12 protein-coding genes are annotated in these 14,258 nt (G+C 37.3%); 5 read left to right on the top strand and 7 right to left on the bottom strand.

All coding sequences use genetic code 11. From position 1 onward, the window contains the following. Positions 1 to 21: 21 nt before the first annotated feature. From RBH95_RS00750 to RBH95_RS00765, 4 genes are all read right to left on the bottom strand, one after another. Positions 22 to 630, bottom strand: a complete 609-nt coding sequence (locus RBH95_RS00750) for a DUF4254 domain-containing protein (protein WP_307900830.1) — start codon at positions 628 to 630, stop codon at positions 22 to 24. Between the two features lie 159 nt (positions 631 to 789). Continuing rightward, positions 790 to 1,986 (bottom strand): PepSY domain-containing protein, encoded by a 1,197-nt coding sequence (locus RBH95_RS00755; RefSeq protein WP_307900831.1) that lies wholly within the window; start codon positions 1,984 to 1,986, stop codon positions 790 to 792. A 62-nt stretch (positions 1,987 to 2,048) separates the two neighbouring features. Beyond that, positions 2,049 to 3,275 (bottom strand): DUF4374 domain-containing protein, encoded by a 1,227-nt coding sequence (locus RBH95_RS00760; RefSeq protein WP_307900832.1) that lies wholly within the window; start codon positions 3,273 to 3,275, stop codon positions 2,049 to 2,051. 30 nt (positions 3,276 to 3,305) lie between these two features. Next, positions 3,306 to 5,690, bottom strand: a complete 2,385-nt coding sequence (locus RBH95_RS00765) for a TonB-dependent receptor (RefSeq protein WP_307900833.1) — start codon at positions 5,688 to 5,690, stop codon at positions 3,306 to 3,308. A 231-nt stretch (positions 5,691 to 5,921) separates the two neighbouring features. Between RBH95_RS00765 and upp the strand changes: the two genes are divergently transcribed. Then, the gene (gene upp, locus RBH95_RS00770) at positions 5,922 to 6,581 is read left to right on the top strand and encodes a uracil phosphoribosyltransferase (RefSeq protein ID WP_307900834.1); all 660 of its coding nucleotides are present in this window, start codon (positions 5,922 to 5,924) and stop codon (positions 6,579 to 6,581) included. Here upp and RBH95_RS00775 read toward each other — a convergent pair. Continuing rightward, the gene (locus RBH95_RS00775) at positions 6,570 to 7,496 is read right to left on the bottom strand and encodes a DUF6427 family protein (RefSeq protein WP_307900835.1); all 927 of its coding nucleotides are present in this window, start codon (positions 7,494 to 7,496) and stop codon (positions 6,570 to 6,572) included. The genes upp and RBH95_RS00775 overlap by 12 nt on opposite strands. A gap of 158 nt (positions 7,497 to 7,654) precedes the next feature. Between RBH95_RS00775 and RBH95_RS00780 the strand changes: the two genes are divergently transcribed. Then, positions 7,655 to 7,882 carry a hypothetical protein gene (locus RBH95_RS00780; RefSeq protein ID WP_053989935.1) on the top strand — a complete coding sequence of 76 codons (228 nt, stop codon included), beginning with the start codon at positions 7,655 to 7,657 and terminating at the stop codon, positions 7,880 to 7,882. Here RBH95_RS00780 and purD read toward each other — a convergent pair. Next, entirely contained in the window at positions 7,877 to 9,148 is a 1,272-nt protein-coding gene (gene purD, locus RBH95_RS00785; RefSeq protein WP_307900836.1) for a phosphoribosylamine--glycine ligase, read from the bottom strand. The genes RBH95_RS00780 and purD overlap by 6 nt on opposite strands. A gap of 140 nt (positions 9,149 to 9,288) precedes the next feature. On the opposite strand from purD, the gene RBH95_RS00790 reads away from it, so the two are divergent. The 3 genes from RBH95_RS00790 to RBH95_RS00800 are packed head-to-tail and all read left to right on the top strand — an operon-like array spanning position 9,289 to position 12,805. Next, positions 9,289 to 10,551 carry a phenylacetate--CoA ligase family protein gene (locus RBH95_RS00790; RefSeq protein WP_307900837.1) on the top strand — a complete coding sequence of 421 codons (1,263 nt, stop codon included), beginning with the start codon at positions 9,289 to 9,291 and terminating at the stop codon, positions 10,549 to 10,551. After that, the gene (gene wecB, locus RBH95_RS00795; protein WP_307900838.1) at positions 10,548 to 11,642 is read left to right on the top strand and encodes a non-hydrolyzing UDP-N-acetylglucosamine 2-epimerase; all 1,095 of its coding nucleotides are present in this window, start codon (positions 10,548 to 10,550) and stop codon (positions 11,640 to 11,642) included. The genes RBH95_RS00790 and wecB overlap by 4 nt, the downstream gene beginning before the upstream one ends. After that, entirely contained in the window at positions 11,639 to 12,805 is a 1,167-nt protein-coding gene (locus RBH95_RS00800; RefSeq protein ID WP_307900839.1) for a glycosyltransferase family 4 protein, read from the top strand. The genes wecB and RBH95_RS00800 overlap by 4 nt, the downstream gene beginning before the upstream one ends. Here RBH95_RS00800 and RBH95_RS00805 read toward each other — a convergent pair. After that, on the bottom strand, positions 12,802 to 14,160 hold the full coding sequence (locus RBH95_RS00805) for an undecaprenyl-phosphate glucose phosphotransferase (protein ID WP_307900840.1): 1,359 nt from the start codon (positions 14,158 to 14,160) through the stop codon (positions 12,802 to 12,804). The genes RBH95_RS00800 and RBH95_RS00805 overlap by 4 nt on opposite strands. Positions 14,161 to 14,258 lie beyond the last annotated feature (98 nt).

The raw sequence follows: 14,258 nt of genomic DNA on the forward strand, positions 1-14,258 counted from the left end.
CAAACGAAATGTAATGAGTTCCTATTTTTGCGAACGCAACACAGGGTTTAACTCATCGTCGTTGTACATCTTCATTTGCTTGTAAACTTTCATGTACTTATCGCCTTTGGAAATATCTTCCAATAAGGTATCGATAGCGGTAGAAAGATCAACACGTTGCTCCAATAAAATGTCCAATTTCTTTTGGCAAGCCTCTCTATGTGCTTCGGTAGCATCTGTTCTGGTGGCCTCCTCGTTCATATGATAGATCTTAAGGGCCAAAATAGACAAACGGTCAACTCCCCAAGCTGGGCTTTCGGTATTAATAGTCGCATCTGCTTTAGGCGTCACATCCTTGTATTGCTCCAAAAAATAGCTATCGATGTATTCTACCATATCCGTTCTGTCTTGGTTGGAAGCATCAATTTGACGCTTCAATGTCAAAGCTGCCACCGGATCAATTTGTGGATCACGAATAATGTCCTCGTAATGCCACTGAACAGTATCAATCCAACATTTTCTGTACAACAAATGTTCAATCAAGTTAGTTTCCTGATCATAAGGATTACTAAACGGTTGATCAACTGTATTTATAACGTGATATTTTTCAATTACTTCCTGAAAAATTTTATTGGCTTTGCTTGTAAACATGATCTTAAATTTAGGGCACAAAGTTACGCAATTTTAAGAGAATTCGATTTGAAACCACCTGCAGAAATTCCTACACAAAGATATCCCTTTGCTTTCAACAAGCATTCGTCAAAGTACTATAGCAAACCTAATTTAAAAAAGAAGGCCCTTGGTTTAATTTCAAGAGCCTTTATAAATACTATTTTTTTTTGATGTTTTCTTCTTTTTATGCCACCAGACCAAAAATCCGGTCACTGGTAAACTGGCGCAAATAAAACTGATGAGGAATGCAAATACCTTTCCGGCCAATCCGAAAACAGAACCAATATGGATGTCGTAATTCATCATGAATAACTGATCTGCAAAAGACGCTTCCGAGAATTTACTTCCTTCTTGTTCTAAAGGTTCTAAAGTATATCTGTCGTAAAAATATTCGTTATGGTCGTACCAAGATCCTTCTTGGTGATAGACAGTAATTTCTATAGGGTCATCTTCATCTTCCAAAATTGGCGTCATGTACATCCCCTTTACCTGCTCATCAATTTCAAGGGTTTTATACCAAGCCTTATCCAAAGGTGAGAGACTATCGTTCCAAGCCAAGGTTTTATTTTCTAAATTGGAATGCGGATGGTGATGTCCCATTTCTTTTATGTCCCCGCCAGAAGCAATAAAATACACCGCTTTATCAAACCATTGAAAGCTCCAAACCAACCCTGTAATTCCCAAAATCAATGCAAATAACAATGCATAAAAGCCTAAAACATTATGTAAATCGTAATTAAGGCGTTTAAATTTAGCCTTCCATTTTATCTTAAAACTTTTATCACGATTACTTTTCTTCCAGTTTTTAGGCCACCACATCACCAATCCGGTTATAAGTAGCAATAAAAACACAAGGGTAGACACTCCAACGATGGGCCTTCCAACCTCGTAGGGCAACCAAAGTGCTCTATGCCCATCTATTATAAAACGAAAGAAGTCAAATTGGCCACTTCCTATAGGCTGTTGTTTCTTTAAAAATTCTCCTGTATACGGATTCATAAAAACAACTGAAAAAGTACGCTTTCCGTTTTCCATTCCTCCAAACCCAACAGCTGCTGCGCCATCTACATTAGCATAAGTTAATCCAGTGGGTTTAGCATTAGGCATATAAACGGCTGCAGTATCCAGCAATTGACTAGGGGCTACATAGGGTTTGTTTTGAACCTCCACAAAGCGCCAAGGCTCCAAGCTGTCTTTAATCTCCTGCTGAAAGGCATAAAAACATCCCGTAATACTCACAATAAACACCACAATACCAGAAATTAATCCCAACCATAGGTGAAGCCAGTTATTTAATTGTCTTAATTTACTTGGGTTTTTACGCTTTTTACTCATTAGCCTCTAAAAAAAGAAACCGGCTTTGCACATTTGGTACAAAAGCCGGTATATTTTGAAATTTAAAATTTGAAGAATCCTGCTACGAAATTAGCCTGAATTTGAGCACCTTTGGTAGATGTATAGTTGGTTGTATCCATTCTGTACACATGGATGCTACCTTCTTCAGGAATACATAAATACACATAACCATCGCTGTACAACGCCGCTAAACGACGACCATCGCCATTATGTACCGGCACACCATCTATATAATTTACCGTGAAGTTATTTAAATCAGCAACAGCCGAACGTAACGGACTATCAGACCAAGTACCTTGCTCACTTCTAGCTGCTGTATTTACTTCTACAAAAGCCCTTCCGTTACCAATATATCTTAAATGCGAAATATTTGATCCACCTGTAGCCGCGTCAACATCGAAGAAATACGCCTGGTCGAATTCAGTTTCTCCAGCGTTAATTTTTAAAATTCCAGAAGGCTTCGTTGATTGACTATACCCATTTGCAGGGTTAGAGTGAGAAATAGCATAAATATTTCCAGCTTCGTCCACTTCTAGACCAGACTTAATGTTAAATCCACCAATTGGCCCAACACGGTCGTCTGTAATTACTTTAATGAATTCCAATTCCGGATAAGAATATACTGCAACCTGTGCTTGTTCGGTATAATCTGTTACCCAAGTTGTTGGGTTACTCATATAGTAGCTCAAAAATACGTGGCTACCCACTACGCGTAATCCTGAATATGCAGGGACAGCATCTGTTGCCGAATGTAAATCGCTGGATGGCAATTCTACCGTTTCGGTAATACTCACAGTGTTCGCATCAAACAAACGGAAGGTAACCACACCTCCAACTGTAGAAGGTAGAGACACCGAAATCAACGTCTCATCATCTGCCTTCACCAAATCCAAGATGCTTTCATTTAAAGACACATTCCCTTCTGTAGAAAGCGTTTGATCTGCATTTTGGGTAATTGCTGATACATCGGTATCATCTAATCCACCAATACTGTAAATGGTATTATCTACTTTAGTAAAATCGTAATATCCTGGTTGCTCTATACCTTGCCCTGTAGCCGAAAGTGTGCCTTCCATAACATTTTCAAAAGGCACCGTGTAATAGGTAAACCCACCTTCACTTCCTTGTATGGCTAATGATAAGGCGAATGGTTTTTCGGCTACCGAACTACCTGAATCGTTACTATCATCGTCCGAGCTACAAGACATCATAGACACTGCTGCCATAAGTCCTAAACTCCATGCTGAAATTTTTCTTGATATTTTCATAGTATAACGTATTTAATTATTGTTCTGTGTTTATAAAGCGTATCTGAATTTAAAATAGAATGCCCGCCCCGGTTTTTGTAATTTATATTGGTCAAACAGCATTTGATCAGTGATATTCTTACATTCCAAGGAGACATTGTATTTGCCATCTTTGAGGCTATAGCTAACGGCCAAGTCGTGTGAAGACTGCTCAGGAATAATTTTCTTGGAATCCTCCGATCCATATTCCGCCCAACTTAAAAAGTATTCGTTGATGTAGTTGAAAAAATAATTGACACTTAAATGCGATTGCTTTACTACAACATCCTTAAAATCGACCCCAGCATTTACATTACCAAACAAATAAGGCGTGTTAGGAATACGGAAGCCTTTCTGGAAATTGGTCTGCTGGCCGGCATAATCGTTATAGACAAAATCTGCCTGATCCGTGATATCTTGATAGGTAATATTTCCCCCAAATCGCAACCAATCTTTAAATTTATAATTGAGCGTTCCGGCATAACCAAGGGTTCTCACCTCCGCTAAATTTGCAAAACTGGTTTGTGGATTCGCTACTGTAACTCTCTGATAAATTAAATCGGAAGCATTTCTATAAATAAAACTACCTTCCAACTGCACATTATGGTTTTCTGCAGGTTCAAAATCCCACTTCGCATTAAAATTAAAATTGTCACTTTGCTCAGGCCCCAACTCTGGATTAGCCGTTACAAACAGGTTGTCCCCAAATATTTCTTCTGGAGCAGGCATTCTGTAAGTGTGCTCATAAGAAGCTTTTAACTGAAGGTTCTCCAATAAAAAATAGGTTGTTGCCAAACCATATCCAAAAGCACTTTTCGAATTTTTATAAGAATCTATTCTTACGTTAGGGGTTCCAAAATCATATTGTTTACTGGTTTCAACATTTAAAAAATACCCTTTTCCAAACAGCGTGGCATTCCATTTTTTGTTTGGACTAAAAGTGTAAGAAACCCCCAGGTTATTTTTATAATAAGACTTTGGAAACTGATTTTCAGGTTTATCGGGATTTAATACATCATCTATTTCACGATGAAAATACTGGAGAGCATGGTTAAAAGCTACCGTATGAGATTCGCTTATTTGATACCCTAGATTTAACTGGGTATTGAATTCGTTATCGGTTAAAGTCTCATCGTTTCTATCTCCCTGCTCACCTTCCGTGGTTCCTGTATAAACAGGAGTGCCCAACCAATTGTAACGCACTCCAGTTAAGGTATCTAAATTATGGGTTCGGGTAGCATTATAGGCCGCATAAAAGCTAGCGTCCAAAGGCTCTGCAAACAATCCGGACTTTCTATATTTTAAAGTAGAAATTACCGATTCACTATTTTGCTCTATACCTCCGTAAACGGTTTCCATCGTTGCGCCCGTTTGCACATCATTCTCATCTTTGGCAGCCGTAATTCCAATTAACAACTGATCGGCATAACTCTTGTCTACAACTCCAACTTCCACTTTTGCGGCTCCCGATTTATAAGTATCATGAAAACGCTTTACCCAGCGCTCATCTTCTATATTCCCGTTTACATCGGTTATATCTGCTAAAACCTCATAATCATTATCGGAATAATTAAAATTGAAATTTCCACGTACCGTAAATCCGGTTTCACTATTGGTATAGGCTCCGTTTACATCGGCGCGGTGGGTATTGAAGGAACCAAAAGTATAGGCAGCATCCAAGAAATTACTATTCTGTTTGGTGATAATATTTACGGCACCACCCAAAGCATCTGTTCCCAAATACACTGGAACAACGCCATTGTACACTTCTATCCTTTCAATAGAAGTCACAGGAATGGTATTTAAACCTAAGGACGATCCATAATTATCCATAGGAATACCATCGATAAAAAATTTAATTTGATTTCCCGAAAAACCGAACAAAGAAAATTGAGAGTCCGATCCTAAACCACCTTCCTCGCGGATATTCACCCCTTCTACTCGACCTAGGATACTTTGCACATCAGTTGAAAGGTTATAATATGTTTTAGCTGAAATTGCCTTAACGCTATAAGGCTCTTGTTTTACTTTTTGAACTTTAGATAAGCCCTTAACTGTAACCTCATCGATTTGCGTCACATCTTCCGTTAATACAATCACCTTTGTCAACTCTTCACCTGACTGTAACTCTACAACTACGGTTTGTGTTGAAAACCCAACATAACTAAATTGAACTTTGTGTGTCCCCGCAGGGATATTGGGTAACTTATAAAATCCGTCCGCATCTGTATAAGTACCAATCCCGGTCTGCAATACAACCACACTTACCCCTACAAGAGGCTCTCCGTCATCAGCAGTCACTTGACCAGATAAATTTGCTGTTTGCGAAATTTGAGCCCAAGCAGTTGTTGTCAACAACATACAAACAATCGACATGACATACAGCAGATGTTTCATATCAAAAACACTTATTCTTATTTAGATTAATTTTAAATGAGGTGCAAATTAAGGCAATTTTATACACTTAATTAACCTAAATCTGTTAAAAATATCTGCATCTCAAATCCCCTAGAAAATTCTACAAGCAGAATATTTCGTAAAAACGCTTATTTTTACATTACAACGGAACATTTTGAAGTCACAGTAACCAACTGATTATAAAAAAGAAACAGCTTATAAAGACACCTTATGCAAATCCACGATTTTTCAAAAGAGAATTCCATTTTGAATAGTTTTATTGCCGAAATGAGGAATGTAGACATTCAAAAGGACCAAATGCGGTTTAGACGCAATATTGAACGTACTGGGGAAATTTTGGGATATGAATTGAGTAAGGTTCTGCACTATGAATCAAAAACCATTACAACCCCATTAGGTAATTCAAAAAACAACCTTTTGAGTAACGACATTGTTTTATGCTCTGTCCTTCGCGCTGGCGTTCCTTTGCACAATGGCCTTTTAAACTATTTCGACCAGGCAGAGAACGCTTTTATTTCTGCCTATAGGCACCACAAGGACAACCCTGAAAGCTTTGAAATTGTTGTGGAATACTTGGCCTGCCCAGACCTAAATAATAAAACCTTAATTTTGGCCGACCCCATGTTGGCAACAGGACAATCCATGGTAGCCACTTATGAAGCCCTAAAACCTTTTGGAACTCCTAAAGAAGTACATTTGGTAAGTGTTATTGGCGCCAAAGAAGGGGTCCACTATGTCTCTGAACATTTTTCTGAAAACACACATTTATGGATCGCTGCTATTGATTACCAATTAAACAGTCATGGCTATATTGTACCTGGATTAGGCGATGCTGGGGACTTAGCTTTTGGACAAAAATTACAGAATTAAACCTACTACAGGGGTCAATATTAAAACCCACACAAATACTTCCTTGAACCATTTTTCGGTTATTACATCCATATAATTGGAAAGGATAATGGACAAGGGTGCAAACAAGAAAATAAATTCAGCTCCTGTTTTCTTTGGTGCAATTACCAGAATTGTCAAAGCAATAATCGTAGCAATAAAAACCAAAATATAAGCCGATTTATAGCTTTTGGCTTTGGTAACAATATTCTTAAGATAATACACCGACCCCCAAACAAAACAAGACAACATCATGGTAGCAGCCACAATAATATGCTTCGAATTCAAACTTGAAAAATCAAAACTTATAGACATATCCATGTCTGCTACATAGCTAAGCAAATCAATGTTGAACAGTACCAAAACACTTGTGGTTATCATAGCTACTGTGATAACAGCGACCAAAGGTATGATCCAATCCCTTAAATCTGCAATGGAATACAGAAACAAAGCTGCAAAAATCAAAATGTAAAAAAGAGAAGACCAGAAATACACCAATGTAGCCAAGCTAATCCAAAAGGCGCCATCAAACAATTTCTTTTTAACATCCTTTTTGGAACGCAGACTTATAATTCGTCTCATGGCCAAAAGAATAAACAAATTTGCCAAAAGGATTTTTGAATTCAAAAAAGTTTCTGGCAACATCATGAAAAACAGGGTAAAAAACAAGATTTTAAAACTGTTCTTCTTAGTCAAATCATTTTTGCCCGATAAAAAATCGAATATAAAAATGGAGAACAAACACACTCCAAAAAGAAGCACTTGCTTGAGGACATCCCATACTCCAAAAGGCTCGTGAACCATGAACAGTTTTGTTATCACAAAAGCAATACACAAGGCTGTACTTACCACCACAAAATGTATGGGTTTTGCTTTGCTAAAAAAACTGGATACCATCAATAATCTTCGTGTTTCCTTTTCAGTTAAATGAGTATTAAATTGACCTTTCCAACATTCTTTTCTTATTTTTTAAAATTAAAATGAAAAAAATGTAATTTTGTCCCGTAAATATATTGATAATCTTTTAAGCTCTCACGAGTTTTAAACTATACCACATGAAAGACTTTTTTTACGCAATTCAGGATTTATTCGTCAATGTACTTTTCAAGCCATTAGATGCTTTAAGAGCATTAGAATTGGATAACTGGTTCGCAGCCAACGCATTTTCCTGGATTTTTATCCTTATTGGTTTTGTTGCTTTTGGTTACTGGATGAAACAATTGAAATCCTTTAACGACAACAACGAAGAAGATAAGAGCATCAGCTCTCACTCCTTCCTATAGGTCAAAACCAATATCTTTACGATAGTTCATCTTATCAAAATGTAGTTTATCTATATTTTGATAAGATTTTTTTAGTGCCTCACTGTACGTATTTCCATAGCTGGTAATAGCCATCACACGCCCTCCTGTAGTCACTACTTTTCCATCTTTATAGTCAGCTCCTGCATGAAACGCAATAGAACCTTCTATTTGATCTAAACCTGTAATTTCCTTTCCTTTTTCATAGCCTTCTGGATAACCACCGGACACCAACATTACGGTTGTCGCCGCACGTTCATCAATCTCAATAGTAATCTCATTCAAGGTTTGGTTGGCTATGGCATTGAAAATTTCAACAATATCATTTTTAAGTCTCGGCAACACCACTTCGGTTTCAGGATCTCCCATTCGCACATTGTACTCAATCACTTTAGGATCATCCCCAACCTTTATCAAACCAATAAAGATAAATCCTTTATAAGGCAAGTTATCTTTTTGAAGACCTTCTACTGTAGGCTTAACAATTCGTTCTTCTATCTTGGTTAGGAATTCTTCGGTAGCAAACGGCACTGGCGACACGGCTCCCATACCTCCGGTATTAAGTCCGGTATCCCCTTCTCCAATACGCTTATAATCTTTTGCTGTTGGAAGAATTTTGTAATTCTTTCCATCGGTCAAAACAAAACAGCTCAATTCTATACCATCCAAAAATTCCTCAATCACCACCTTAGCACTGGCATTTCCAAATTTGGCATCTACCAACATACTTTTCAATTCGGCTTTGGCTTCTTCAAGGTCATTTAAAATCAATACACCTTTTCCGGCTGCCAATCCATCAGCTTTCAATACATAAGGAGCTTGCAAGGATTCCAAGAATTTGAAACCTTCCTCAACAGTACTAGCATCAAAACTTTGGTAAGCCGCCGTTGGAATGTTGTGACGCATCATAAATTCCTTGGCAAATTCCTTGCTTCCTTCCAATTCTGCTGCCGCTTTTTCAGGACCAATTACAGGCACATTTTTAAGCTGTTCATCATTCAAAAAGAAATCATGGACACCTTGTACCAAAGGGTCTTCTGGACCAACAACTACCATTTCGATTCCTTTAGAAACCACCAATTCCTTAATGGCCGGAAAATCGGTTACACCAATGTTTACGTTTTCTGCAATATCGGCAGTTCCAGAGTTACCTGGCGCTACATAAAGTTTTGTACATAAAGGGCTTTGGGCTGTTTTCCAGGCAAAGGTATGTTCTCTCCCGCCTGAACCGAGAATTAAAATAGTCATGATCTTTGTTGTTTGCCGCAAAAATAATTGCTTTTGCGCTTAAAAAATAATTATTTTACAAAAACATCTAAGGCGCCTTTCGTTTGAATTTATTTGACCTTTCCCTGCAACTTAACGGATTTCCCATTCACCGGGCTCGTATGACCCTAAAGGAAATTCAGCAATATAGTGAAAGTGAATTTGAAGCCTATTTAGACCATAGAAAGCAAGCCATTTTTGAATATCATATTAAGCACAATACATTTTATCGCTCATTTGCCAAAAGAGCTTCTGGCAATTATTGGAACACAGTGCCAATTATGACCAAAAGAGATCTACAGCAACCCTTGGAAGACCGCTTATCAAGAGGCTTTACCACAAAAGATGTTTATGTGAACAAAACCTCAGGATCTTCAGGTGATCCCTTCATTTTTGCCAAGGACAAATTTTGTCATGCCCTAACTTGGGCGGTAATTCAAAATAGGTTTGGATGGCATGGATTGGATTTCAACTCATCGAAACAGGCTAGGTTTTATGGCATTCCATTGAACAAGAAAAATTATTACAAAGAACGCTTTAAGGATTATCTAGGAAACCGCTACCGATTTTCGGTTTTCGATATGAGTGACCAAGCTTTGGAAACTTGTCTTAGTAAATTTCAGCAAAGTAAATTTGAATACATCAATGGCTACACCAGTCCTATTGTGCAATTTGCCAAGTTCCTAGAACGAAAAAACATCAATTTGAAATCAGTTTGTCCAACCTTAAAAGCTTGTGTAGTCACTTCGGAGATGCTATTTGATTCAGACAAGAACTTGTTGGAAACGCAATTTGGTGTTCCAGTGGTCAACGAATATGGTGCTTCGGAATTGGATTTAATTGCCTTTCAAAATCCAAAAGGAGACTGGCAAGTGAATAGCGAAACCCTTTTTGTAGAAATTTTGGATGAAAACAACCAAAATGTACCTTTGGGTGAAGAAGGACGTATCGTCATCACCTCTCTTTACAACAAAGCGCACCCATTCATAAGATATGATATTGGGGATATTGGCGCACTTTCTCCTAATTCCACCATTCAGAAACCCATTTTAAAACAGTTAACAGGAAGGACTAATGATTTTGCCATTCTCCCTAGCGGCAAAGTAGCCGCAGGTTTGACCTTTTACTATATCACGAAAAGTATTATCGAGGACGATGGCAATGTCAAGGAATTTATTATCGAACAAACATGTCCAGATACTTTCAAAATAATTTATGTAAGTCAAGACCCATTGTCTACTGAAAAAACGAAAATTATCACAACAGAAATGGAACGTTATTTGGAAAAAGGACTCCATATCCAATTTGAAAGAAAGGAACGCTTGGTACGTTCCAAAAGCGGCAAACTCAAACAATTTACATCACAAGTAAAGCAACATTCATGACTATTACAATAGTGGCGGGAGCCCGCCCTAATTTTATGAAAATAGCCCCCATTATTGAGGCTATAAAAAAAAGCAACCAATCAGGAAAAAACATCCATTACCGCTTGGTTCATACGGGACAACACTACGACAAAAATTTGAGTGACACGTTTTTTGAATCCCTCAACATACCTTTTCCCGACAGCAATTTGGAAGTAAAAAGTGGTACCCAAGCTGAACAAACCGCCGCCATTATGATAGGTTTTGAAAAGGAACTTCAGCAACACCCTTGCGATTTGGTCTTGGTAGTGGGAGACGTTACCTCGACCATGGCCTGTACCATTGTCGCCAAAAAAGCACATATTAAAGTGGCCCATGTAGAAGCAGGGATACGTTCCGGAGACATTACCATGCCAGAGGAAATCAATCGTATTGTCACCGATAGTTTGACCGATTACTTTTTTACTACTTCAAACCACGCCAATAATAACTTAAAACAATTAGGAGTTACAAAGGACAAGATTTTTTTTGTGGGGAATGTGATGATTGATACCCTTCTCAAAAATGACGTTAGATTTCAAAAGCCAGAGTTATGGGATCAATTACATCTAGAAGCTAAAAAGTATTTGGTTTTAACTCTTCACAGACCGAGCAATGTTGATGAACAGGAACAACTCAGCAGCATGCTATCCCTTATTACAAATTTGGGAAAAGATTACCCTATCATTTTTCCAGTACATCCACGAACAAAACAGGTTTTGGAAGCCATGCACATTGACGCTCCCAACCTTCACTTTGTGGAACCCTTGGGATATTTGGAATTTAATTTTTTGGTGAAACATGCTTTGGCCGTTTTAACCGACTCAGGGGGCATTACAGAAGAAACCACCGTAATGAATGTCCCTTGCATCACCTTGCGAGAAAATACCGAACGTCCAGAAACCTGTGAACTTGGCACCAACGTTTTAGCGGGAAAAGATCCTGAAAAAATTGAAACTGCTTTCCAAACTCTTCTTTCTGGCAAGTGGAAAGATACAACCATTCCAAAATTATGGGATGGCAAAACCGCCGAACGCATCATCGAGCACCTCATCAATATTTACCAGCTTTGAGCAAAGACATTTTAATTATTACTAACTATTTTCCTCCAGAAACCGGAGCCGCTTCCAACAGAATTTTTCATTTGGCAGAAGGACTTCAAAAAAGAGGATTTCATATATCTGTTTTAACCCCGCTACCCAACTACCCCAAAGGGAAGATCTTTGAAGGCTATAAAGGGCATTTTAAGCACACTTCAAAGGAAAACGGAATAACAGTCCACAGACTATGGATTTACGCCAGCAATTCTAAGAATAAACTGTTGCGCTTGTTTGCCATGCTTTCCTATAGCTTTAGTTTGATATGGTTTTTCATTTGGAACAAGATTCCCAAAAAAGTCATTGTGCAATCCCCGCCGCTATTGGTAGCCTTCACTTCCATATTTTTTCTTCGTAACAAAAAAAGGGAATTGATTTTAAACGTAAGCGATTTGTGGCCCATTGCAGGCTTGAAACTTGGCGCCTTTAAAAAGAACTGGAGCTACAGAGTATTGGAATGGATTGAACGATTCAACTACAGAAATGCAAATTTAGTATTAGGACAAAGCAATGAAATTTTAACGCACATCACCTCAATATATCCGAATAAAAAAACATTTCTCTATCGAAACTACCCGGATTTTAATCCTCCTAAAATACAGAACAGTTCCCAAGAAAGTCCAAAGATAAAAATGGTCTATGCTGGTTTATTGGGAATTGCCCAAGGTATTCTTAAACTATGTAACAACTTAGATTATACCAATATTGAGTTTCATATCTACGGAGCTGGCGCTGAACAAAAAGCTATTGAAACTTTTATAAAAAACAACCCAAAATTACCTATTACATTCCATGGAGAAATTGAGCGAAATCTTTTGCATCAAGAACTTTTGAAATACGATATCACCATCATTCCGCTTCTCAATAGAATTTATGGGTCAGTACCCTCAAAAATCTTCGAATATGCGCGATTGGGACTCCCAATGCTATATTTTGGAGGTGGTGAAGGGGAAGACATAATTAGCCAACACAACCTGGGCTGGATTGCTCCAGCAGCAGACTATGATTCTTTGAACAATATGCTTTTAACAATGAAAAGAGAGAAACTCTCTACTAGTTATAGAAATAGAATTCAACAGGAAGCCTTAAATACTTTTGATTTTAATACTCAGTTATACAAACTAGGTGAATTACTTTAATAGGCCTTTTCCTCTCCCTGAATAGCGTTTAAGAAGGTTCTAAAGATGATTTTCAAATCCAAGAAAATAGACCAGTTTTCAATATAAAAGATATCGTATTTAACACGACCTATGATATCCTTGTCTGTTTCCACTTCACCCCTATATCCACTGATTTGGGCAAGTCCTGTAATCCCAGGCTTAACAAAATGACGCACCATGAATTTGTCAATTCTTTTAGCGTACATATTTGTATGGCTAACCATATGAGGCCTTGGTCCAACGACAGACATATCACCAAACAACACATTGAAAAACTGTGGCAATTCATCAATGCTCGTTTTACGGATAAATTTCCCCACTTTAGTCACCCTTTGATCCCCTTTAGTTGCTTGGTACAAATGAGCATCTGGATTTGGCATCATAGACCTAAACTTATAACAATCGAATTCCCTATAATTAAATCCATTTCTAGACTGCTTAAAGAATACAGGTCCCTTCGACTCTAATTTAATTAAAATAGCAATCAATGGTGTTAACCAAGAAAGAATAAATACAATTACTAAACTAGAGAACAGAATATCAAACCCACGTTTAATAAACATGTTTATAGACTCTTCCAAAGGTATATTCCTTAAAGACAAAATAGGAATGTAGTCATAATATTCATACTTCAATTTTTTGGAATATATTTCCTTATTGTCTGGTAAAAATTTGAGTATTTTAAGATTGTTATCAGCAAAGTCGACTACTTCATTAATTTGACTATTGCTCAACTCTGAAATGGAACAATATATTTCATCAATCCCCTCATCCAAAACATATTGAAAGCTCTCCTCTAATGCCTTTGAATTTTTCTCCTTAAAAGAAAATGTTCTCTTATGCTTATAACCGTATTCAGGATTCTTATTAAAGAAATTCTCAAGAGCCAAAGTTTTTTTATTGGCTCCAAAAATGACTGTATTTCTGAAATTTCCTCCAAAGGATGTCCGGTACTTTTGAAGAAGATAATAAACCGTAAATTTCAATACTGATATTAACAAAAATACAACCAAAACATATAAAATAATGGTTTTTGGATGCAGATTAAATTCAAAATTATAACCCGAAAAAGCAAACATCACCAAAGCAAACAACACCAATTGTTTGATGATCATAGACAAAATCGTCACTTCCCGAGTATAGCGATATACTTCATAAAAATTAGAAGCGACGGAAAGTAGAATCCAAGATAAAGAAATCACAAATACAAAAAAATAAGGGTCTATATGCCTAAAAAAGAAAAATAGAGCCAAACCATTTATAATAGTTAAGTCTATTACATATGATATCGGCCTGAGATAAGCTGAATATCTCCCTTGTTTAATGGTGTTCACACAGTAAATTTAGGTTATACGTTTTGCATATAACTAGCAGTATTGCAAAAATATTATGCAATTTTACGAAAAAATAAGGGATAGCTAGAAAAAATGTC

Source organism: Mangrovimonas sp. YM274 (genome assembly GCF_030908385.1).
In the GTDB taxonomy this organism is placed as follows: domain Bacteria; phylum Bacteroidota; class Bacteroidia; order Flavobacteriales; family Flavobacteriaceae; genus Mangrovimonas_A.